Source organism: Duganella guangzhouensis, assembly GCF_009674535.1.
Lineage (GTDB): Bacteria > Pseudomonadota > Gammaproteobacteria > Burkholderiales > Burkholderiaceae_D > Rugamonas > Rugamonas guangzhouensis.
On the sequence record NZ_WKJK01000011.1, the window covers coordinates 51,986 to 74,940 of the forward strand.

18 protein-coding genes are annotated in these 22,955 nt (G+C 64.4%); 7 read left to right on the plus strand and 11 right to left on the minus strand.

Annotation, left to right across the window (positions count from 1 at the left end):
* The first annotated feature begins 12 nt into the window (after positions 1–12).
* From GJ699_RS20535 to GJ699_RS20555, 5 genes are read left to right on the plus strand one after another with little or no spacing between them, the layout of a single operon-like run.
* Positions 13–1,401 (plus strand): aspartate aminotransferase family protein, encoded by a 1,389-nt coding sequence (locus tag GJ699_RS20535; protein WP_154379747.1) that lies wholly within the window; start codon positions 13–15, stop codon positions 1,399–1,401.
* Between the two features lie 10 nt (positions 1,402–1,411).
* Positions 1,412–2,893 (plus strand): aldehyde dehydrogenase, encoded by a 1,482-nt coding sequence (locus GJ699_RS20540; RefSeq protein WP_154379749.1) that lies wholly within the window; start codon positions 1,412–1,414, stop codon positions 2,891–2,893.
* Positions 2,875–4,224, plus strand: coding sequence for a type III glutamate--ammonia ligase (gene glnT / locus GJ699_RS20545; RefSeq protein ID WP_154379751.1), 1,350 nt, complete (start codon positions 2,875–2,877; stop codon positions 4,222–4,224). The genes GJ699_RS20540 and glnT overlap by 19 nt, the downstream gene beginning before the upstream one ends.
* A gap of 14 nt (positions 4,225–4,238) precedes the next feature.
* Entirely contained in the window at positions 4,239–5,573 is a 1,335-nt protein-coding gene (locus GJ699_RS20550; protein ID WP_154379753.1) for a glutamine synthetase family protein, read from the plus strand.
* Complete coding sequence (locus GJ699_RS20555; protein WP_154379756.1) at positions 5,570–6,922, plus strand: aspartate aminotransferase family protein; 1,353 nt, start codon at positions 5,570–5,572, stop codon at positions 6,920–6,922. Before GJ699_RS20550 ends, GJ699_RS20555 begins: the two co-directional genes overlap by 4 nt.
* Here GJ699_RS20555 and panB read toward each other — a convergent pair.
* From panB to GJ699_RS20585, 6 genes are read right to left on the minus strand one after another with little or no spacing between them, the layout of a single operon-like run.
* Positions 6,919–7,797 carry a 3-methyl-2-oxobutanoate hydroxymethyltransferase gene (panB, locus tag GJ699_RS20560; protein ID WP_195763606.1) on the minus strand — a complete coding sequence of 293 codons (879 nt, stop codon included), beginning with the start codon at positions 7,795–7,797 and terminating at the stop codon, positions 6,919–6,921. The genes GJ699_RS20555 and panB overlap by 4 nt on opposite strands.
* A 55-nt stretch (positions 7,798–7,852) precedes the next feature.
* Positions 7,853–8,395 carry a 2-amino-4-hydroxy-6-hydroxymethyldihydropteridine diphosphokinase gene (folK, locus tag GJ699_RS20565; protein ID WP_154380087.1) on the minus strand — a complete coding sequence of 181 codons (543 nt, stop codon included), beginning with the start codon at positions 8,393–8,395 and terminating at the stop codon, positions 7,853–7,855.
* 16 nt (positions 8,396–8,411) lie between these two features.
* Complete coding sequence (gene pcnB / locus GJ699_RS20570) at positions 8,412–9,902, minus strand: polynucleotide adenylyltransferase PcnB (protein WP_154379758.1); 1,491 nt, start codon at positions 9,900–9,902, stop codon at positions 8,412–8,414.
* Positions 9,895–10,566, minus strand: a complete 672-nt coding sequence (locus GJ699_RS20575) for a histidinol-phosphatase (protein WP_154379760.1) — start codon at positions 10,564–10,566, stop codon at positions 9,895–9,897. Before GJ699_RS20575 ends, pcnB begins: the two co-directional genes overlap by 8 nt.
* A complete protein-coding gene (gene hda / locus GJ699_RS20580) occupies positions 10,566–11,252 on the minus strand; it encodes a DnaA regulatory inactivator Hda (protein WP_154379762.1) in 687 nt (228 codons plus the stop codon). The genes GJ699_RS20575 and hda overlap by 1 nt, the downstream gene beginning before the upstream one ends.
* A 45-nt stretch (positions 11,253–11,297) precedes the next feature.
* The gene (locus GJ699_RS20585; protein WP_154379764.1) at positions 11,298–12,383 is read right to left on the minus strand and encodes an AI-2E family transporter; all 1,086 of its coding nucleotides are present in this window, start codon (positions 12,381–12,383) and stop codon (positions 11,298–11,300) included.
* A gap of 171 nt (positions 12,384–12,554) precedes the next feature.
* On the opposite strand from GJ699_RS20585, the gene purM reads away from it, so the two are divergent.
* Together purM and GJ699_RS20595 are read left to right on the plus strand one after the other, a co-directional pair.
* Positions 12,555–13,598 (plus strand): phosphoribosylformylglycinamidine cyclo-ligase, encoded by a 1,044-nt coding sequence (gene purM / locus GJ699_RS20590; protein WP_154379766.1) that lies wholly within the window; start codon positions 12,555–12,557, stop codon positions 13,596–13,598.
* A 91-nt stretch (positions 13,599–13,689) separates the two neighbouring features.
* Positions 13,690–14,892: an alkaline phosphatase family protein gene (locus GJ699_RS20595; RefSeq protein ID WP_154379768.1), complete on the plus strand. Its 1,203-nt coding sequence runs from the start codon at positions 13,690–13,692 to the stop codon at positions 14,890–14,892.
* 15 nt (positions 14,893–14,907) lie between these two features.
* Here the strand turns inward: GJ699_RS20595 and GJ699_RS20600 are convergent, their stop codons facing one another.
* The 5 genes from GJ699_RS20600 to GJ699_RS20620 all read right to left on the minus strand — a co-directional run bounded on the left by GJ699_RS20600 (position 14,908) and on the right by GJ699_RS20620 (position 22,919).
* Entirely contained in the window at positions 14,908–15,177 is a 270-nt protein-coding gene (locus GJ699_RS20600) for a hypothetical protein (RefSeq protein ID WP_154379770.1), read from the minus strand.
* Positions 15,178–15,260: 83 nt separating this feature from the next.
* Positions 15,261–17,558: a cadherin-like beta sandwich domain-containing protein gene (locus tag GJ699_RS20605; protein WP_154379772.1), complete on the minus strand. Its 2,298-nt coding sequence runs from the start codon at positions 17,556–17,558 to the stop codon at positions 15,261–15,263.
* Positions 17,559–17,668: 110 nt separating this feature from the next.
* Entirely contained in the window at positions 17,669–18,883 is a 1,215-nt protein-coding gene (locus tag GJ699_RS20610; RefSeq protein ID WP_154379773.1) for a 6-phosphofructokinase, read from the minus strand.
* 47 nt (positions 18,884–18,930) lie between these two features.
* Positions 18,931–20,907, minus strand: a complete 1,977-nt coding sequence (locus GJ699_RS20615; RefSeq protein WP_229262201.1) for a S9 family peptidase — start codon at positions 20,905–20,907, stop codon at positions 18,931–18,933.
* Positions 20,907–22,919: an alpha/beta hydrolase family protein gene (locus GJ699_RS20620; RefSeq protein WP_154379775.1), complete on the minus strand. Its 2,013-nt coding sequence runs from the start codon at positions 22,917–22,919 to the stop codon at positions 20,907–20,909. Before GJ699_RS20620 ends, GJ699_RS20615 begins: the two co-directional genes overlap by 1 nt.
* Positions 22,920–22,955: the final 36 nt, after the last annotated feature.

Consider the following 22,955-nt stretch of genomic DNA (forward strand, 5'->3'; position numbering starts at 1 on the left):
GCGAGAGGCCATATGAGCAACTACGATACCAATGCGATTCAGAAGCTGGACAACGCGCACTACATGCATCCGTTCACCGACCACAAGGCGCTGGGCGAGAAGGGCGCGCGCGTGATGGTGCGCGGCGATGGGATTTATCTGTGGGACTCGGAAGGCAAGAAGATCATCGACGGCATGTCCGGCCTGTGGTGTGTGAACGTCGGCTACGGCCGCACCAGCATTTCGGAGGCGGTGTACCAGCAGATGGAGACGCTGCCGTTCTATAACAGCTTCTTCAACACCACCAATGTGCCGGCGGTGCAGCTGGCGGCGAAGCTGGTGCAGATCTCGCCGCCGCAGTTCAATCATGTGTACTTCACCGGTTCCGGCTCCGAGGGCAACGACACCAATGTGCGCATGGTGCGCCGCTATTGGGATGTGCTGGGGCAGCCGGAGCGCCAGGTCATCATCAGCCGCCACAACGCTTACCATGGCAGCACCATGGCCGGCGCGTCGCTGGGCGGCATGAAGGATATGCATGCGCAGGGTGGCTTGCCGATTCCGGGCGTGGTGCATATCGAGCAGCCGAACTATCTGGAGTCCGGGCGCGGCCTGACGGAGGAAGCGTTCGGCATCGAGGCCGCGTCGTGGCTGGAGCAGAAAATACTGGAGGTGGGGCCGGACAAGGTGGCGGCCTTCATCGGTGAGCCGATACAGGGCGCGGGCGGCGTGATTATTCCACCTTCCACCTACTGGCCGGAGATACAGCGCATCTGCGACAAGTACGGCATTCTGCTGATTGCCGATGAGGTGATCTGCGGCTTTGGCCGCGTGGGACGCTGGTTTGCGTCGGAACTGTTCGACATTCGGCCGGACCTGATTACCTTCGCCAAGGGCGTCACTTCCGGCTACGTGCCGCTGGGCGGCGTGCTGGTGGGCGACCGCGTGGCCAAGGTACTGATCGAGCAGGGCGGCGAGTTCAATCACGGCTTCACGTATTCCGGCCACCCGGTGGCGTGTGCGGCGGCGCTGGAAAACATTCGCATCATCGAGGATGAAAAGCTGGTCGAACGCGTGGCCAATGAAACCGGGCCGTATTTGAAAAAGCGCTTTGCTGAATTGGCCGAGCATCCACTGGTGGGCTATGCCAACAGCTGCGGCTTTGTCGCCGGGCTGAATCTGGTGCGCAGCAAGGGTGCCACCGTGCACGATAACGTGGCGTTCGATCCATCGCTGGCCGTCGGCATGGTGTGCCGTGGCCATATGTTCAACAATGGCATGATCATGCGCGCCGTGGGCGACCGCATGATTATCGCGCCGCCGCTGGTCCTCACCACGGCGCAGATCGACGAGATGCTGGCGCTGATACGCCACTGCCTCGACCTGACCTACGCCGATGTGAAGGAACGTGGCTGGCTGTAAGGAGACTTCTATGACGACATGGCATGACAAGGCCGCCGCCGTGCAGGCGGACGGCCGCGCTTTCATCAACGGTGAACGGGTGTGGGCGAAATCGGAACAGCAGTTTGAAAATCTGTCACCCATCGATGGCCGCAAGCTGGGCATGGTGGCGCGCTGCGACGGCGCGGACGTGGACATCGCGGTGGCTGCCGCGCGCGCCGCCTTCGAGGACCGCCGCTGGGCCGGTAAATCGCCGGCGCAGCGCAAGCGCGTGCTGGTGCGCTTCGCGGAGCTGATGCAGAAGTACGGCGCCGAGCTGGCGTTGCTGGAAACGCTGGACATGGGCAAGCCGATCAAATACAGCCAGACGGTGGACGTGGGCGGCGCCGCCAATTGCATCCGCTGGTATGGCGAGGCGATCGACAAGGTCTACGACGAAATCGCGCCCACGCCGGACAGCAACCTGGCGCTGATCACGCGTGAGCCGGTCGGCGTGGTGGCGGCGGTGGTGCCGTGGAATTATCCGATGCTGATGGCATCGTGGAAGATCGCACCGGCGCTGGCGGCGGGGAACAGCGTGGTGCTCAAACCGTCCGAGAAATCGCCGCTGACGGCGCTGCGGATGGCGGAGATCGCGCTGGAAGCGGGCCTGCCGCCGGGTGTGTTCAATGTGCTGCCGGGTTACGGTGCCGAAGCCGGTTCCGCGCTGGCGCTGCACATGGATGTCGACTGCATCGGCTTTACCGGCTCCACGCGGGTGGGCAAGCAGATCATGCAGATGGCTGGTCAATCGAACCTCAAACGCGCGTGGACTGAGTTGGGCGGCAAGTCGGCCAATATCGTCTGTGCGGATTGTCCGAATCTGGATGCGGCGGTGGAAGCGGCCATCGGTTCGATCTTTTTCAACCAGGGCGAGAGCTGCAATGCGCCTTCGCGCCTGTTCGTTGAGGAGTCCATCAAGGAGCGCTTCCTGGAAAAGGCATTGGCCCTGGTGCCGTCCTATCAGCCGGCCGATCCGCTCGACGAAAACACCGTGATGGGCGCGATTGTCGATGCCACGCAGCTCAATACTGTGATGGGCTATATCGAGGCCGGACGCACCGGCGGCGCGCGGCTGCTGGCCGGCGGCAAACAGGCACGCACCGAGACTGGCGGTTACTACGTCGAGCCGACGCTGTTCGATCAGGTGGACAGCAGCATGACCATCGCGCGCGAGGAGATCTTCGGCCCGGTACTGTCGGTGCTCAGCTTTACCGACGTACAGGACGCCGTGCGGCAGGCCAACGCCACGCCCTATGGCCTGCACGCCGCCGTGTGGACTTCGGACCTCAGCAAGGCGATTCAAACTTCGCGCGCGCTGCGGGCCGGCACGGTCCACGTCAATCAATACGATGGCGACGACATCACCGTGCCGTTCGGCGGTTACAAACAATCCGGCAATGGCCGCGACAAGTCGCTGCACGCTTTCGATAAATACACCGAATTGAAGACCACATGGATACAGATAGGCTAGACGCGTTGCGCGCGCAAGGCGTGCGTTACGTCTTCGCGCAGTTCACCGATATTCACGGCGCGGCCAAGGGCAAGCTGGTGCCGCTGGCGCAGCTGGCGGATGTGGTATCGCCGGGCGCCGGCTTTTCCGGGCCGTCGATCTGGGGCACCGGCCTGCCGCGCAATGGCCCGCGTTCCGAATACTACGGTCGCGCAGATCTGACCACGCTGCACGCCATGCCTTGGCTGCCGGGCTATGCGCGCGTGGTGTTGGACGGGTACGTGGCAGGCGAGCCTTTCGATGCCTGTCCGCGCCAGGTGCTGCGCAAGCAGGTGGCGCGGCTAGCGGCCAAAGGCTGGTTGCTCAACGCTGGACTGGAACCGGAATTCTTCCTGCTGCAGCAGGGCGCCGGCGGCTACGACGCTGAAGCCACCGACACGCTGGAGAAGCCATCCTACGACACCAAGAGTCTGCTGCGCCGTCGCAGCTTCCTCGACAAGCTGACCACATCGCTGAACGAATGTGGTCTGGGCGTTTACCAGATCGACCATGAGGATGCGACCGGCCAGTTTGAAGTGAACTATCACTACGCCGATGCGCTGCGCGCGGCGGACAACTTCATGCTGTTCAAAATGGCCGCGCATCACATCGCGGAAGAGGAGGGCATGCTGTTCTCCATGATGCCCAAGCCGTTTGCCGAACGGCCGGGTAGTGGTCTGCATTTTCATCTGTCGCTGGCGGATGATGATGGCCACGCGCCGCTGGCGCTTGGCCCGGCCGATAGCGCGGAGCAGGGCGGCCGCGCGCTCGGCCTGTCGCCGCTGGGCTACCACTTCCTCGGCGGCCTGCTGCATCACGCACCGGCGCTGACGGCGCTGTGCGCGCCAACCGTCAACTCGTACAAGCGGTTGATGTGCGGCGAGTCGCTGTCCGGCACCAGCTGGGCACCGGCCTTCATCGGCTATGGCGACAACAACCGCACGGTGGCGGCGCGCGTGGTGCACGGCCGCGTCGAGTGGCGCATTCCGGACAGCGCCGCCAATCCTTATCTGGCGCTGGCCGGGGTGATCGCGGCGGGACTGGATGGCATCGAACGTCAGCTCGATCCGGGCGAGCCGGTGAACCAGGACGTGTACGAGATGAGCGCCGCGCAGCGCAACGATCTGGGCTTGCGGCTGCTGCCGCAAAACCTGGGCGAAGCGGTGGCCGCGCTGAGGGTAGACAGCGTGCTGACGGCGTCGCTGGGCGCCACCATCGTCCACGAATTCTGCGCGCTGAAGCAGGCCGAATGGTTGGAGTATAGTCAGCATGTCAGCGCCTGGGAAACCGCGCGCTACCTGCAGCGTTTCTGAACCGGAGAGTCACGATGAGCCAGGCCATGAAAGACTTTCTGCGCGAGCGCAATATCCACGAGGTGGAGTGCGTAATCGCTGACATGACTGGCATCGCGCGCGGAAAAATCCTGCCCAAGGATCTGTTCCTCAACGAGGGGCAGATGCGGCTGCCCAAGAGTGTGCTGCTGAACACCGTCAACGGCGAGCAGCCCAACAACATACCGTATGTAGGCGCGACCGATCCGGACATGATCTGCGTGCCGGATCTGGCCACGTTGCGCCAGGTGCCATGGGCGGCGGAGAACGTGGCGCTGGTGATCCACGATTGCCAGAATTTCGACGGCACGCCGGTCGGGCTGTCGCCGCGCGCGGTGCTGCGCAAGGTGCTGCAGCTGTACGAACAGCGCGGCTGGCAACCGGTGGTGGCGCCAGAGATGGAGTTTTATCTGGTCGCCCGCAGCAGCAATCCGCACGAGCCGCTGGCGCCGCCGTTGGGACGCAGCGGCAAGCCGGAGTCTGGACGGCAGTCGTATTCGATCGACGCGGTCAATGATTTCGATCCGTTCTTCCTGGAGCTGTCCACCTTCTGCAAGCAGCACGATCTGGGCGTGGAGACCTTGATCCACGAAGCCGGTGCGGGCCAGATGGAAATCAATTTCACGCACGGCGAGGCACTGGAGCTGGCCGACCGCGTGTTCCTGTTCAAGCGCGCCGTGCGCGAGACGGCGCTGCGGCACGGGATCTTCGCCACCTTCATGGCCAAGCCGATGGAGACGGAGCCGGGCAGCGCGATGCACATCCATCAGAGCGTGCTGGATACGGACACCGGGTTCAATATCTTCAGCCGCAAGGATGGCGATGCCAGCGACTTGTTCTTCAACTATATCGCCGGGCTGGAAAAGTACATCGTGCCGGCCACGCTGCTGTTTGCGCCGCATGTGAATTCGTACCGACGGCTGTCACGTTTCATGTCGGCGCCGACCAATGTGCATTGGGGGTATGACAATCGCACTTGCGGCATCCGCATACCGAATTCCACACCGCTTAACCGCCGCGTTGAGAACCGTGTGCCGGGCGTGGACGTGAATCCCTATCTGGCGATGGCGGCGACGCTGGCTTGCGGGTATCTGGGCATGACCGAAGGGCTCAAGCCATCCGCGCCGATGTCGGGCAGCGCCGAGCATGTGGACCAGTTGCCGCGCAATCTGGAAGACGCCATCCAGCGCTTGCGCGAATGCCGGCCGTTGAGCGACATCCTGGGCGAGCTGTTTGTACAAGCGTTCTGCGAGGTGAAGGAACTGGAATTCGCCACCTACAGCCGCGTCATCAGCTCGTGGGAACGCGAGCATCTGATGTTGCTGGTATGAGAACGGGGCTTGACTGGCAACGCGTGCAGGCGCTGGTGGCGGCCGAGCGGGCCAGCTACATCACGCGCAATCCCGAGTCGGCGCGGTTGGCGGGGCAGGCGGCGCAACATCTGCTGTTCGGCGTACCGATGCACTGGATGAACGACTGGTCGACGCCCTTTCCGCTGACGGTGCGCGATGCCAGCGGCGCGCGCTTCCGCGATGCCGACGACCATGAGTACATTGACTTCTGCCTGGGCGACACCGGCGCCATGTTCGGCCACGCGCCGCTGGCGGTGGCAACCGCCATCGCCCGCCAGTCCGCGCGTGGTTACACCGCCATGCTGCCATCGGAGGACGCCGGTCCGGTCGCAGCCGAACTGGCGCGCCGTTTTGGACTGCCGTATTGGCAGTTCGCGCTATCCGCGTCGGACGCCAACCGCTTCGTGCTGCGCTGGCTGCGCGCGGCGACGGGCCGCAGCAAGGTACTGGTCTTCAACGGTTGCTATCACGGTACGGTGGACGATGTGTTCGTCGACCTGGTCGGCGGTGTACCGATGCAGCGCGACAGCCTGCTCGGCCAAGTGCACACCCTGACCGATCACACCGTGGTGGTGGAGTTCAACGACTTGCCGGCGCTGGAGGCGGCGCTCAAGCAGGGCGACATCGCCTGCGTGCTGGCGGAACCGGTAATGACCAACATCGGCATGGTACTGCCGCAACCGGGCTACTGGGAAGCCGCACAGCAGCTCATCAAGCGCCACGGCGCATTGCTGGTGATCGATGAAACCCACACCATCAGCAGCGGCATGGGCGGCTATGCGCGCGCGCACGGCATGACACCGGATGCGCTGGTGGTTGGCAAGCCGATAGGCGGCGGCATCCCCTGCGCGGTGTACGGATTTACGGAAGAAGTAGCGCACCGCGTGGAGCACGCCAAGCGCAGCGCCCCGCCGGGCCATTCCGGCATCGGCACCACGCTGAGCGCCAATATGTTCGCCATGGCGGCGATGCGCGCGAATCTGAAACAAGTGATGACGGAAGCGGCCTACCAGCACATGTTCGCGCTGGCGTCACAACTGGCGGATGGTCTGCGCGCCAGCATCGCACGTCACCAACTGCCGTGGTGCGTCACCCAAGTCGGCGCCCGCACCGAATTCCAATTCAGCGCCGCCGCGCCGCGCAACGGCAGCGAAGCCGGCGCCATCATGGACAGCGAACTGGAACAGGCGATCCACCTCTACCTGCTCAACCGAGGCCTGCTGATCACACCCTTCCACAACATGCTGCTGGTCTGTCCCGCGACCACCGATGCCGATGTGTCGGCGTTGGTGATCGCATTTGACGCGGTCTTGCGGGAACTGGTTTAGAAGCAGTGTTCTTGTGCGGGGAAGCTGCCGTTTTTGACTTCGGTGACGTAGGCGGTGAAGGCGGCTTCGATGCTGGTCTGGCCGTCCATGAAGTTTTTGACGAAGCGCGCTTTGCGGCCGGGGAAGACGCCCAGCAGGTCGTGCATCACCAGTACTTGGCCGGAGCAATCCGGGCCGGCGCCGATGCCGATGGTGGGAATCGCCAGCAGGTCGGTCACTTCTTTGCCCAGCGCTGAAGGGATGGCTTCCAGTACCACCATCGAGGCACCGGCGGCTTGTATGGCGAGGGCGTCGGCTTTCAGCAGGTCGGCGCTTTCGGTGGTTTTGCCCTGGACTTTGTAGCCGCCCAGCTGGTGCACCGATTGCGGCGTCAGGCCGATGTGGGCGCAGACCGGTACCGCGCGCTCGGTCAGGAATTTGATGGTGTCGGCCAGCCATACGCCGCCTTCGATCTTGATCATGTGGGCGCCGGCCTGCATCACTTGCACGGCGTTGGCGTAGGCGGTTTCCGGGGTGCCGTAGGCGCCGAATGGCAGGTCGGCGACGATCATGGCGTTCTTGGCGCCGCGCGCCACAGAGGCGGTGTGGTAGGCGATGTCGTTGACGGTGACCGGCAGCGTGGACTGGTGGCCGGCGCACACCATGCCCAGCGAGTCGCCGATCAGCAGCACTTCGACGCCGCTGCGCTCCATCAGGGCGGCAAAGCTGGCGTCGTAGCTGGTCAGCATGGTGATTTTTTCGCCAGACGCTTTCAGGGTATGCAGCGTGTTGACGGTGACGGCCTTGTTAAGCAGTGCTTTGGCCGGTGCAGGTGCGGTGGTGGCGGCAGGCTTTTGGCTCGCGGCCAGTTCGTTTCCTTGCAAGTAACCAGACATGGTAAATCCTTTGGGTTGAAGTCAGACGCCGATAGTGTATATCGTCGGCGGAAATTTAGCTGAGTGGGGCGATGCCCTGGTCGGCCACGCCGGCCGCGTATTGCGCGGCTGGGCCCAGGCCGGGAATGTGGATCGCCGGTGCGATTTCCAGCAGCGGCACCAGCACGAAGGCGCGCTCGGTCATGCGTGGATGCGGTACGGTCAGCGTGGCGGAATGGATTACCGCGTCGCCGTACAGCAGCAGGTCGAGGTCGAGCGTGCGCGGGGCGTTGCGGTAGGGGCGTTCGCGGCCGTGTGCCTGTTCGATGGCGTGCAGTGTTTGCAGCAGTGTCTCGGCATCCAGCGTGGTGGCGATGCGGGCCACGGCGTTGATGTAGTCGTCGCCGCTGGAGTCGATCGGCGCGGTGCGGTACAGGCCGGAGGCGGCCATCAGTGTGCAGCCGGGCTGGCGCTGCAGGCGCGCCAGCGCGTCCTGCACGTTGCCGCGCGCGTCGCCCAGGTTGGCGCCGATGCCGATGTAGGCGATGGTGAAGGCGAACGGCGCCTGCTGGTCTGGCGCGGATGCCGGCGCCAGGCCGGCCTTGATCGCGGTGTGCATGATGGTGCCGCGCAGCTTACTCGGCGTCGCCGTCGGCTGGCGCGGTGGCGCGTGGGCGTCGGCCGCCGTTGTCGCTGCCATGATCAGCGCTGTCGGCGCCATGGTCGCCGGCGTCGCTACCGCCTTCGCCACCTTCGCCGCCGTCACCACGGCTGCGGTTACGGCCGCCGCGGCGTGGGCCGCGCTTGCGTTTGGCGCCGCCACCGCTGCTGCCACCACCGCCACTCTCGCGTGGCGCGTTGGCCGATGCCAGCAGCTCTTCGCGGGTGATCTCGTCGCCCTCGTAGAACGCGGTCCACCAGTCGCCGATTTCGGCGTCGATCTCGCCGGAGGCGCAACGCAGCAGCAGGAAGTCGTAGCCGGCGCGGAAGCGCAGGTGTTCCAGCAGCTTGTACGGCGCCTTGCCCTGACGACGGTCAAAGCGCGGCTGCATGGCCCAGATGTCGCGCATGTCGGTGCCGATCTTGCGTTGCAGGGCCAGTTTTTCGGTCTGCGAATCCAGCACGTCGTCGGCGGCCAGGTGCAGCGCCGGGATGGCCTGCTCGCCGGCGGCGCGGTAGGCTTCCCATTTCTCCAGCACCTGATGCCACAGCAGCGAGGCAAACAGGAAGCCTGGCGACACGGTCTTGCCGGCGTGGATGCGGGCGTCGGTCGAGTCCAGCGCCAGCGTCACGAATTTGACGCCCAGCGGCTGTTCCAGCACCACGTCCAGCAGCGGCAGCAGGCCGTGGTGCAGACCTTCCTTGCGCAGCTGCTGCAGGCAGGCCAGCGCGTGGCCACTCATCAGCAACTTGAGCATTTCGTCGAACACGCGCGCGGCCGGCACGTTGTTGATCAGCGGTGCCATCACCTTGATCGGCGCACCGGTGTGCGGCTCGATGCCGAATTTGAGCTTGGCGGCGAAGCGCACCACGCGCAGCATGCGCACCGGGTCTTCGCGGTAGCGCTCTTCCGGCACGCCGATGATGCGCAGCGTTTTGGCGCGGATGTCTTCGATGCCGCCATGGTAGTCCAGCACCTGTTGGGTGGCCGGGTTGTAGTACATGGCGTTGATGGTGAAGTCGCGGCGTTCGGCGTCTTCAGCTTGCGAGCCGAAGGTGTTGTCGCGCAGGACGCGGCCATGTTCATCCTTCGGCGCGTTGGCCGAGGTGGTGCCGCGGAAGGTGGTCACCTCCAGCAGGTCCTGGCCGAACATCACGTGCACGATCTGGAAGCGCTTGCCGATGATGAAGGCGCGGCGGAACAGACGCTTGACCTGCTCCGGCGTGGCGTTGGTGGCGATGTCGAAGTCTTTCGGCTTCACGCCCAGCAGCAGGTCGCGCACGGCGCCGCCCACCACGAAGGCTTCGTAGCCGGCTTCCTGCAGCGTGCTGGTGACGCGAATGGCGTTGTTGGACAGCAGGCGCGGGTCGATGCCGTGGGCCTCGGGACCCAGCACCACCGGCGTGTGGGCGTCGCGCGGCTTGCTCTTGGCGCCGAGGATTTTGCGGATCAGTTTCTTAATCATTGAACAGCTCAATTAATGGCCAGCCTTGCGCGGCGGCGTGCGTTTTCAGTTGGTCGTTTGGGTTGGTCGCCACCGGATGGCTGACGATGGACATCAGTGGCAGGTCGTTGTGCGAGTCGCTGTAGAAGTGGACGGTGTCGAAGTCCTGCAGCGTCTTGCCCATTTTTTCCAGCCACGCCTTGGTGTGCACGATCTTGCCCGGGCCCTGGGTCGGGGTGCCGAGCAGCTTGCCGGTCGGGTGGCCTTCGGCGTCGACTTCCGGCATCGCCGCGATCAGGTGCTCCACGCCCAGCGCCTTGGCGATCGGCGCGGTGACGAAGTGGTTGGTGGCGGTGACGATCGCCACCAGGTCGCCCTGGTCGAGGTGCTTTTGCAGCAGCGCGCGCGCCGCCGGACGCAGCGCCGGCGCGATCACTTCGTCCATGTACTGGGCCTGCATCGCCAGCAGCCGCTCGCGCGGGAAGCTGGCCAGGGTGCCGAGCGTGAACTCCAGGTATTCTACCGGATCGAGCGTGCCGGCCTGGTATTGGGCGAAGAAGTCCTTGTTGCGGCGGTCGAATTCCACCGCGTCGACGGCGCCGATGCGGACCAGGAATTGGCCCCACTCGTAGTCGGAGTCGATCGGCAGCAGGGTGTGGTCGAGGTCAAAAAGGGCGAGATTCATTATTCTTTAGCTTCTGCCTGCAGCCACTCGCGCAGCAGCGGCAGAGTGATGGGGCGTTGGGTTTCAAGGGAATACTGGTCCAGCGCGTCGAGCAGGGTCGATAACGACCGCATGTCGCGCTGGAAGTGAGACAGCAAGTAGGGTATCACGCCGGTCGACAGCGTCAAGCCGCGCGCCGCCGCCGCCGCCGCCAGCGCCGCGCCTTTTTCCTCGTCGGTCAGGCCGTGGATCTGGTACACCAGCCCCCAGCCCATGCGGGTACGCAGATCTTCGCGCACCGGCAGCACGGCCGGCGCCACGTTGCCGCTGCAGACCATGAAGGCGTTGTTGGCGCGGATTTCGTTAAACAGGGCGAAGGCGTCGATCTGCGCCAGCGGCGACAGCTTTTCGCAGTCGTCCAGCAGGTACAGGTCCACCTCCGGCGAATACACGAATTCGGACTCGATCGAGAATGGCGAAATGTAGCGCGCGCGCGCCTGCGCCGCTTCGTCGCCGCTGGTGGCCAGGGCTTTCAGCAGGTGCGATTTGCCGACGCCGACCGCGCCCCACAGGTAGGCGAAGTGCTCGCGCGACGTGCGATCGACGAACTGCGCCATCAGCGCTGCCGCTTCGGCATTCTGTCCCACCTCGAACGATGCGAGGCTGTGCGCTGGTTCCGCGCCTAAATCGAGCACCAGTTGTTTCATGGCGTTCGCCTTGTGGTCTTTTGCATAACGTTTTTCTGTTTCACATCATGCATTATAAAAGCTGCTGCTCAGATAGTGGCGGCGCAAGTGTTTAAAGGCCACCATCAGCACCGCCGACGCGGGCAATGCCAGCAGCACGCCGACAAAGCCGAACAGCTGGCCGAAGGCCAACAGCGCGAAAATCACCGCCAGTGGATTGAGGCCGATACGCTCACCGACCAGGCGTGGCGTCAGGAAGAAGCCTTCCAACACCTGGCCGCAGCCGTAGATGATGGCCACCGCGATCACGCCGCTCCAGTCGGAGAACTGCAGCACGGCCGAAATCAGCGCCAGCACCAGCCCCAGGCCGAAGCCCAGGTAGGGAATGAACACCAGCAGGCCGGTGATGATGCCGACCGGCAGCGCGACGTCGAAGCCGGCGATGGCCAGCGCCGCCGAGTAGTACACCGCCAGCACCACCATCACCAGCAACTGGCCGCGCAGGTATTGGGCCAGCAGCGTGTCGACTTCGTTGGCCATGTCCATGGTGGCGCTGATATAGCGGCGCGGCACGCAGTTGGCGATGCGCGCCAGCATGGCGTGCCAGTCCAGCAGCAGGTAGAACAGCACCACCGGGATCAAGGTCAGCGTCGCCAGCCAGCCGAGGATGGCGGTGCCGCCGATGCGGGCCGAACTCAGCACGGCGGCCCAGATGGCGTCGCCGGAGGCGGCCAACTGCTCCGATGCCAGTTGTTTGATGCCGGCGCTGTCCAGCCGCACCTTGACGCCCAGTTCCTGCAGCTTGGGCGCCAGCAGGTCGTTGGCCTTGGCCAGGAAGGCCGGGATCTGCGCCTGCAGCAGCGGGATTTCCTTTTGCAGCACCGGCACCACAATCAGCACCAGTGCGGTGATGGCGGCAAAGAACAGCACCACCACGATGGTCACCGACAGCGGCCGCGGCAAATTGAAACGGCGGCCGAGGCGGATGCGGTCAAGCCGGTCGACGCCGGGATTGAGCGCGTAGGCGAAAATGGCGGCCGCAAGAAAGGGCGTCAGCACCGGGCCCAGGGTCACCAACAGGAACAGGAACGCCGCCCACACCGCCAACCAGAATGCCGTTTGCTTTTGCTCTACCGTGAGGGGAAATGGCATGGAGGATGAATTCGATGGTTAAAAAGGCGGTTGGCCGGGCGTTTTTGATAAAATAGCGGATTGACCGGGTTTGTGCGCTGATTTTGGCGCATTTCGTGCGACTGGGTTGTTGAAAATGCACGAAAACGGGTCTCCGCCTTCTATTTTACCGCCTCCGCTGCGAAATACACCATGAGCCAAACTTCAAATGTTTCCCTGTCCTACCGTGACGCCGGCGTCGACATCGACGCGGGCGACGCCTTAGTCGAAGCGATCAAGCCTTTTGCCAAGCGCACCCTGCGCGAAGGCGTGTTGGGCGGCTTGGGCGGTTTCGGCGCGCTGTTCGAGATCAGCAAAAAGTACAAAGAGCCTGTACTGGTCTCCGGCACCGACGGCGTGGGCACCAAGCTGAAACTGGCGTTTGAACTGAACCGTCACGACACCGTCGGCATCGACCTGGTGGCGATGAGCGTCAACGACATCCTGGTGCAGGGCGCCGAGCCGCTGTTCTTCCTCGACTACTTCGCCTGCGGCAAGCTGAACGTGGCCACCGCGACCGACGTCATCAAGGGCATCGCCCAGGGCTGCGAACAAGCCGGCTGCGCGCTGATCGGCGGCGAAACCGCTGAAATGCCATCGATGTATCCGGACGGCGAGTACGACCTGGCTGGTTTCGCGGTGGGCGCGGTGGAAAAATCGAAAATCATCGACGGTACCAAGATCAAGGAAGGCGACGTGGTGCTGGGTCTGGCCTCGTCGGGCATCCACTCCAACGGTTACTCGCTGGTGCGCAAGATCATCGAAGTGTCGAAGCCGGACCTGGAAGCCGACTTCCACGGCCGCAAGCTGGCCGACGTGCTGATGCAGCCGACCCGCATCTACGTCAAGCCGCTGCTGGCGCTGATGGAAACGCTGGAAGTAAAGGGCATGGTGCACATCACCGGCGGCGGCCTGGTCGAAAACATCCCGCGCGTGCTGCAGCCTGGCCTGGTGGCCGAGCTGGACGGCAAAGCGTGGACGCTGCCGCCGCTGTTCCAGTGGCTGCAACAACACGGCGGCGTGGCCGACGCCGAAATGCACCGCGTATTCAACTGCGGCATTGGCATGACCGTGATCGTGTCGGCTGAAAACGCCGCCGCCGCCAAGGCGCAGCTGGAAGCCGCCGGCGAGACCGTCTACACCATCGGCAAAATCCGCGCCCGCGTCGGCGACGAGCACCAGACCATCGTCGTCTAAGCTCTGGTTTTACGCCGAAAAGCGGACCACGCCCAGCGCGTCGTCCGCTTTTTTCATGCGCCAGTCACAAGCTGGTGGCATACTGCGCGGCATGCGTACTTTACTGACTCTTTTATTGGCGCTGGTTGGCGCCAACGTGGCCGCGCAGCCGGCTCATCCTGTGATTCTGGTGTCGATCGATGGCTTCCGGCCGGATTATCTGACCGAGGGTGTCACCCCCAATCTGAACCGGCTGGCGGCGCAGGGCGTGCGTGCGGAGGGCATGCGGCCATCGTTCCCGTCGATTACTTTCCCTAACCATTACACGCTGGTCACCGGCAAGCGACCGGATCATCACGGCCTGGTCGATAATGTGATGAGCGATCCCGCCATCTCGGACGAGCGCTTCACGCTGAGTAACGCGGCGGCGGTCACCGATCACCGCTGGTGGGATCAGGCCGAGCCGGTCTGGGTGACGGCTGAGCTGCACGGCGTCCACAGCGCCACCATGTTCTGGCCCGGCTCCGAGGCCGCCATCCACGGCGTGCGTCCGACCATCGCGCCCAAGTTCGACGGCAAGCTGCCGGCCGCGCAGCGCGTCGACACCTTGCTGTCCTGGCTGGATCAGCCGGGTCAGCAGTTCGGTTTCCTGACCCTGTATTTCGATGATGTCGACCACGCCGGCCACAGCTACGGCCCGGCCGCCGCCGAGACCACCGAAGCGGTGGCGCAGGTGGACCAGGCCATCGGCCGCCTGCTGGATGGTTTGGCGGCGCGTCATGTGGAAGCGAATATCGTGGTGGTGTCCGACCATGGCATGGCGCCGGTCAGCACCGAGCGGGTGATCCGCATGCAGGACATCGCGCCTGCGGGCAGTTACGAGGAAGTGGTGAGCGGTTCCTACGCCGGCATGAATGCGGTGGCGGGCAAGGAGCAGCAACTGGCGGCCGCGCTGCTGAAGCCGCAGCAGCATATGCAGTGCTGGCGCAAGGAAGAAATTCCGGCGCGGCTGGCTTACGGTCACAACGCTCGGGTACCGGCGTTCTTGTGTCTGGCCGATGACGGCTGGAGCATTGTATTCAGTGACAAGAGCGCGGCCAAGGTCAAGGGGGGCAAGCACGGCTACGATAACGCGCTGCCGGACATGCGTGCCACTTTCATCGCCGCCGGTCCGGCCTTCGCGCCGGGCGTGGTGTTGCCGGTGTTTGATAATGTTGATGTCTATCCGCTGCTGATGCGATTGATCGGCGTGGCGGCGCTGCCGTCGGACGGCGACATCACGCCGCTGCTGCCGGCCTTGGCGGCGGGCCAGTAACAGCGGCGCGCGCGATCAGCGCTGTGGCGGCGGGCCCATGCCTTCGGGCATGGCGGCCAGTGTGTCGCCCATCTTCTTGCAGGTGGCGCTGAGCTTTTCACCGTTGCGGCCGGTGAAGGTCACCTTGGCGCCCTCGGTCTTGCCCTTGCAGGCCGCGACCGCTTCCGGCGGCGGGCCGGGCGGCGGACCGTCCGGACGCTGCTGCTGGTTATCGCTCTGCGCCGCTGCGCCCCATGCCGCGCCGGCCAGTGCCGCACACAGCATCCAGTGTTTCAACAACTTCATGGAACCCCCTGTGAATGATGAGGTTCCATTGTCCACCGGATAAGTGTTAGCCGCCATCAAGACGGCGTAAAGCCCGGTAAATCCTACACGGCAATGGAGATGGTCACGTTGGCAACGTAACCGTTCGCCACGCTGCCGCTCAGCGAGGTCATCTCCAACGAATAACCATCGCTGAACACATTGTCAGTGGCGAAGGTGATGCTGTTGAAGTTGCTCAGGCTGGACGTATACCCACTGGCCGTGCTGTAGACGGTGGTGCAGATATCGGTCGGGAAGGCCAGCTGCGTGGTCTTGACCTTGTTGGCGGCGGTGGTGGCCTTGGCCAGGCTCGGATAGACCTCGATATGAATGTGCGGCATGCGGCCCAGGTAGCAGCCGGGGAAGATGGTGGTGAAGCTGACCACGCCATTGCTGTCGGTGGCCTGCACGCCGCGCAGGTAGTTGGTCGACACGCTGTTTTCGTTGTAGACCGAATACAGCCCATCGCGCGTGCAGTGCCAGATGTAGATCGCGTAATCGGTCAGCGGCGCGCAGCTGTTGTTGACGTTCTGCAGCGTGATGTTGAGCGTCATCGGCACCCCGCCCACCTGGGTCGAGCTGCCGATGGTGCTGCGGATGTCGGCGCGCACGATGCCGGACAGGGCCAGCACATTGTAGGTGTGGTTGCTGGCGGTGGAGCCGTCGGCCGGATACGGGCCGGCGGTTTCCTCCGGCACCACCGAGCACGAACTGGCCGCCGCGCGGGTGGCGGTGACGGTGTAGGTCTTGGTGGTGGCGCCATCGGCTGCCGTCACCACTACGCTCAGCGTGTTGCTGCCGACATTCAGTGCCAACGAGGCCGAGGCGCTGCCGCTGCTGACGGTGGCGCTGTTGACCTTGATGGTGGCGCCGCTGCTGGTGATGGTCGGGGTCAGCGTCACGCTGGCGACGCTGTTGGCCACGCTGACGGTGTAGCTGGTGGTGGCGCTGGCAAAGGTCGGCGACAGCGTGCCGGACGAAATCGTCAGTGCGCTCAGCGTGGCGTCCGACGATACGCTGGCCGCCGCCCGCGTCACGATCACGGTATAGGTGCGGGTGGTCGAACCATCCTGCGCCGTCACCACCACCGACAGCGTATTGCTGCCCACCGCCAGCGACAGCGCCGACGAAGCCGCGCCGCTGCTGGTGCTGCTGCCATTGACCTTGATGGTGGCGCTGCTGGCGCTGGCGGACGGTGTCAAGGTCAGCGACGACACACTGTTGGCCACCGAAGCGGTATAGCTCAGCGTGGCGGCGGCAAACACCGGCGACAGCGTGCCGGCCGACAGCGCCAGCGCGCTCAGGCTGGCGTCGGTGCTGACGGCGGCGGCGCGCGTCACGGCCACGGTGTAGGTAATGATGTGGGTGCCATCCTGCGCGCTGACCACCACCGACAGCGTGTTGCTGCCAACGCTGAGCGATAGCGCGCCGGAAGCGCTGCCGCTGGCCACGGTGCTGCTGTTGACGGTGATGGTGGCGCCGCTGTCGGTGGCGGTCGGCGTTAGCGTCACCGAACTGACGCTGTTGGCCACGGTGGCGGTGTAGGCCACGGTGCCGGAAGCGAAGGCTGGCGACAGGCTGCCGGACGAAATCGCCAGCGCGCTCAGCGTGGCGTCGCCGGAGACGGTGGCGCTGGCCACACTGCGCACCACGGTGACGGTGTAGCTGCGGCTGGTCACGGTATCGGCCGCCACCACGGTGACGGTCAGCGTGTTGTTGCCGACGTTGAGCGCTTGCGCGCCCGAGGCCACGCCGCTGGTCACGGCAGTGCTGTTGACGCTGATGGTGGCGCCGCTGTTGGTGGCGGTGGGCGTCAAAGTCACCGAGCTGATGCTGTTGGCGACCGTGACCGCATAGCTGGTGGTGGCGGCAGCGAAGGCCGGCGCCAGGCTGCCGGTCGAAATGCTCAGCGCGCTCAAGCTGGCGTCGGCCGAGACTGTCGCCGCTACGCGCTTGACGGTCAGCGTGTAGCTGGTGCTGCTGCCGCTCTTGGTGGTGACGATGGTGAACGTATTGTCGCCGACGCTGAGCGCATACGACGACGAGGTGGCGCCGCTGCTGACAGTGGTGCCATTAACGGTGACGGTGGCGCTGCTGTCGGCCAGCGTCGGCGTCAGCGTGATGCTGGTGGTAGCGTAGGCGACGGTGGTGGTGTAGCTGGTGGTGGCCGATGCAAACGCGGGCGACAGTGTGCCAACCGACAGACTCAGGCCGCTCAGCACGGCGCTGGTGCTGCTGCTGGTGCTACTGTCCGAACCGCCACCGCCGCAACCGACCAGCGAAAAGGCGCTGACCGCGCTCAAGGCGCCCAGTGCGGCGCGACGGCGCGAGGGAATGATGGGAGAAGCTGGCTTTGACGACATGGCGACCTTTCTGACAGCGGCGCCCGCAAAAATCGCGCCGTTAGCGGTAAGCCATTTTGTTGCTCCAATGTGTCAGGCGGGGTTAACAAGCGTAAAGCCAGGTAAATTAATCAGCGCTTCAGGATTTTCTCCACTGGCGCCGGCCGCAGGCGGAACGCGTCCGGCATGCCGGAACCGAGCAGCGGCCGCAGATACATGCGGAAGGCATCGGTGACGTCGGTGCCGCTGGCGCTGATGAATTCGTCCTCCATGACGCGCGTTTTGCCGGCCACGGCTTGTAACGGCAGCAGTTCGTAGTCGACCGAGTAAAAGCCGGTGCGCTTGATCGCCACCGAGCCGTCGCGATCGCCCCACATGGCGAACTGCACCGCTTTCTCGCCGACTTCGCGCGCCTCGCGCTGGTCCACATCCGAGACACAGCCGATGAAGGAGCGCTGCAGATAACCGAAGGTATCGCCGCGCACCCGCTTGATGCCGAGCTTGGCCTTGATTTCATCGCACAACAGATCGGCCAGCGCGCCGGTGCCGGACAGCTGCACATTGCCGTGCGCATCGCGTTCGACTTCCTTGGCTAGCAGCGTGGCGATGGGTTCGCCGGAAGCGTCGTGGATGCCTTCGGACACCGCGATCACGCAGCGGCCGTAGCGTTCATAGGTGGCTTTGACGTCTTGTAAGAACTGCTCCAGCGAGAACACGCGCTCGGGCAGGTAGATCAGGTGGGGGCCATCGTCCGGGAACTTCTTGCCGAGCGCGGCGGCGGCGGTCAGGAAGCCGGCGTGGCGGCCCATCACCACGCCGACGTAGACGCCGGGCAGCGAGGCATTGTCCAGATTGGCGCCGGCAAACGCCTGGGCGACAAAGCGCGCCGCCGATGGGAAGCCCGGCGTGTGATCGTTGCCGACCAGATCGTTATCGATAGTCTTGGGAATATGAATACAGCGCAGCGCGTAATTGGCCGCTTGCGCCTGCTCGCTGACGATGCGCACGGTGTCGGACGAATCGTTGCCGCCGATATAGTAAAACTGCTCGATCTCATGGGCCCGCAGCACCTTGAAGATTTCAGCGCAATAAGCTTGATCGGGCTTATCACGAGTCGAGCCCAGCGCGGAGGAGGGCGTGGCGGCCACCAGCTCCAGATTCTGGCTGGTTTCGCGCGTCAGATCGACCAAATCCTCATTAACGATGCCGCGCACCCCGTGCAGCGCGCCGTAGACCCGCGTCACATCGCGAAAGCGGCGCGCCTCCAACACCACACCCGCCAGCGACTGATTGATGACAGCGGTCGGCCCGCCTCCCTGTGCGACCAGAATTTTTCCCGACGACATAAGCGCTCCTCTCAAGCCGATATGGAGCGCTTACTATAGCGCGAACTTCAGTGTGTGCCGAGATTCTTGTCGAGGAACTTTTCGACCCGGCCCCAGAAGTCGATGCGGTTCTTCGGCAGGTACCAGCCGTGGCCTTCTTCGCTGTACTCCACCCATTCAACCTGGGTGTTGCCGGCGGCTTGTACGGCGTCGCGGAATTTGGTGCCGTGGTTGATTGGCACGCGGCGGTCGGCACCGCCGTAGGCCAGCAGCAGAGGTTGCTTGATGCGGGCCGCCTGCGCCAGCGGTGATGTGGCTTGTAGTTGTGCGGCGTCCTGTACCTGGTCGCCGATCAGCACCGGCATGCCGAACTGCTTCCATTCGGCGGGCAGGTCGGAGCTGTGGAACCAGCCGCTGTCGTACATCAGGTTGATGTCGGTGACGCCGACCCAGTCGATGCCGCATTTGTACAGGTCGGGATCGTTGATCAATCCCATCAGCGTGGCGTAGCCGCCGTAGCTGGCGCCGGCGATGCAGATGCGCTTGGCGTCGGCATGGCCCTGGGCGATGGCCCAGCGTGTGCTGTCGGCGATGTCGTCCTGCATTTTCAAGCCCCATTGCTTCCAGCCAGCCTGGAACAGTTGCCGGCCGTAGCCGGTGCTGCCACGGAATTCCGGCTCCAGTACGGCGTAGCCGCGCGAGGCCAGGAATTGCGCTTCGGCGTCCCAGTTCCAGCTGCCGCCGCGCACCCATGGGCCGCCGTGCACCAGCACGACCATCGGCAGGTTTTTCTGCTGCGCTCCTGGTGGCAAGGTCAGCCATACCGGCAGTTGCAGGCCGTCGCGTGCCTTGATGTGGTACAGCTCGCGCGCGCCCATCTCGGCCGGCTTGATCTGCGGCGCCATGCGGCCGACTTCGCTGGTGCGGCCGCTGTCGGTGTTGTACACCAGGTAGCGGCGCGGCTGTTTGTCGGAATAGGATTCCACCAGCAGCCACGGGCTTTGTGGCCGTGTGGGCGGGGTCAGCAGGTTGACGGTGCCGGGCAGGATCTTGTCCACCTTGGCTTGCAGCGCTTGCATGGCGGGATCGAACCAGACGGTGCCTTCGGCGTCGCTGTGGATGCGGATGCCCAGCAGTTTGTTGTTGCTGATGATGAGGTGGCCTCGGAAGTCGAAGCCGTCCAGTTCGACCAGATGGCGCGGTGGCAGTTTGCCGTGTTCGAGATCGTAGCGGTACAGCGCGCTGTTATCGCGGCCGGTGTTGCTGACCACGTACAGCGCGCCGTCCGGCCCGAACGCCAGCGGCTGGAAGCCACCGCCGCCGGTGTAGGCGTCAAACGAGGCCAGCGTGCGCCAGGCTTTGCTGGCCGGGTCCAGGTAGCGGATGGTGGCGATGTTTTGTTCCAGCGTCTGCACCAGGCGCGGCTCGCCGTTCTGGTCCAGCAGCCAGCTGCGCGCACTGGATGGATGGTCGACCGATTCCGCCTTGCCGTTGCGGGTGTTCAGTCGCAGCAGGTCTTCCGACAGCAGGTTGCCGACGCTGCTGAAGCTGATGTCCTTGACGTACACGTATTCCGAATCCTGGGCGCCGGCCTGGTCCAGCATATAGGTGTGCCAGGGCAGCAGGTCGTTGTTGTCTTCGCCGTTACGCACGAACTGGTTGCGGCGCAGCGCCAGTTGCTTGTAGTGCTTGCCGTCGCGGTCGACCACGAACAGGCCAGGGGCGTAGCGCACGTCGCGCTGGCCGGTGCTCTTGTCGGCCGTGCTGTACAGCAGCCGATCATTGTTGACCCACTGCGCCTTGCCGATGTCGGTGTCGTTGAACTGCGCCACCATATTGGCTTGCATGGTGTCCAGGTCGACCACGGCCAGGCCGTCGCGGCGGTCGTTGGCGCCGATGAAGGCGGCCAGGTAGCGGCCGTTAGGCGACAGCATGGCGCCGTTGAACGGGGTGTTGTCGAAGAAGGCGGAGATCGGCGGCGGCGCGGCGTGACTGCGCGCGGCCGCCGCCAGCAGCAAGGCTGCCAGCAGACGGCGGTGGAACATTACGGGGTGGCTCCAATATTTTTGTCGAGGAATTTCTCGACCCGGCTCCACCAGTCGATGCGGTTTTTCGGCAGCTTCCAGCCGTGGCCTTCCTCTTCATACTCGACCCATTCCACGTTCGGATTGGTGTCCTTGACGGCTTTGTAGAAGCGGGTGCCGTGCGGCAGCGGCACGCGGCGGTCGGCGGTGCCGTAGCCCATCAGCAGCGGTTGCGTGATCTTGCTCGCTTGCAGCAGCGGCGAGGTGGCTTTCAGCTGTTCGGCATCCTTGACCTGGTCGCCGATCAGCACCGGCATGCCGTAGCGCTTGTAGTCTTCGGGCGTGTCGGATTCGTAGAACCAACTGCCGTCGTACATCAGGTTGATGTCGGTGACGCCGGCCCACTCGAAGCCGCATTTGTACAGATCCGGATAGCGGATCAGGCCCATCAGCGTGGCATAGCCGCCGTAGCTGGCGCCGGCGATGCAGATGCGCTTGGGATCGGCGATGCCCTTGTCGATGGCCCAACGGGTGGCGTCGGCCACGTCGTCCTGCATTTTCAGGCCCCATTGCTTCCAGCCGGCGTGGAACAGCTTGCTGCCGTAGCCGGTGCTGCCGCGATATTCCGGCTCCAGCACGGCATAGCCGCGCGAGGCCAGGAACTGTGCCTGTGCGTTCCAGCCCCACTGGCTGCCGCGCACCCACGGGCCGCCGTGCACCAGCACCACCAGCGGCAGGTTTTTGTTCGCGCCCTGCGGCAGCGTCAGGCCGGCGGCGATGGTCAGGCCGTCACGGGTTTTGTAGTCGACCATGTCCATGCGCGCCATCTGGTTCGGATCGATGGCCGGATGGGCGGCGCCAACCAAGGTCAGCTTGCCGGTCTCGCTGTTGTACAGCATGGTGCGCTTGGGCCAGAAGTCGGCGTAGGAGGTCACCAGCACCCACGGCGTTTCCGAGCGCGGCGGCACGTTGATCAGGTTGACGGTGTTGGGCAGCATCTGGTCGATTTTGGCCTGCATCGCCTTCATGCCCTCGTCCAGCCAGGTGGTGCCCATGGCGTCGGTCAGGTGGCGGATGCCGAGCAGCTTGTCTTTGCTCATGATCAGCTCGCCACGGAAGTCATAGCCGTCCAGCTTGACCAGCGGATGGTCGGCCAGCTTGCCGGTGTTGAGGTTGTAGGTGTAGACCTCGGTGGTGTCGCTGTGATTGCGCGCCAGCACATACAGCGTGCCGTCGGGGCCGAACGCCAGCGGGCGGAAGGTGCCGCCACGGCCGGTGTAGGCTTCAAAGTCGGTCAGCTTGCGCCATGCTTTGGTGGCGGGATCGCGGTACCAGACCATGCTGGTGGCTTTGTCGCGGGTCAGGGTCAGGCGCGGCTCGCCGTTATGGTCCAGCAGCCAGTAGTAGCTGTCGCCGGGGCGGTCGACCGAGCTGGCGACACGGCCGTTGACGGTGTTCAGGCGCAGCAGGTTGGTGTAGTTGAATTCGCCCGCGCTGCTGTAGTTGCGGTCCTGAACGTAGATGTAGTCGGAATCCTGGGCGCCGTCCTGGCCGGTCAGATAGGTATGCCACGGCAGCAGTTCGCGCGAGGTGAGCGTGGAGCCGTTGGTGACGAAGGGTTTGCCACTGCGCATCGCCAACTGGCGGAAGCCGGTGCCGTCGCGGTTGATCGCGTACAGGCCGGGCGCGTAACGCATGTCGCCCGGCGCCAGATCCTTGTCGGTGGCGGTGAACACCAGGCGGTTGTCGTTGACCCAGGCGTACTGGCCGATGTCGGCATCGCTGAAATTGCCGACCGCCTTGACCGCGTTGGTGGTGAGGTCGACCACACCCAGCATGTCGCGCCGGTCTTTGCTGCCCAGCCGCACCGCCAGATAGCGCCCGGACGGTGACAGTTCGGCGTCGCTAAACTCGGGGTTCTCAAAGAAGCTGGCGATGGCGGGCTTGGTTTTTGCGGCCTCGGCAGCGAGGGCTTGGGTGCCGAGAAACGCGCCGGCCAGAGCCAGGGCGCGCAGCAGTGAAGTTAAGCGCATATGCCTTGTTGTAAAATTGGTAACCTGAATACAATA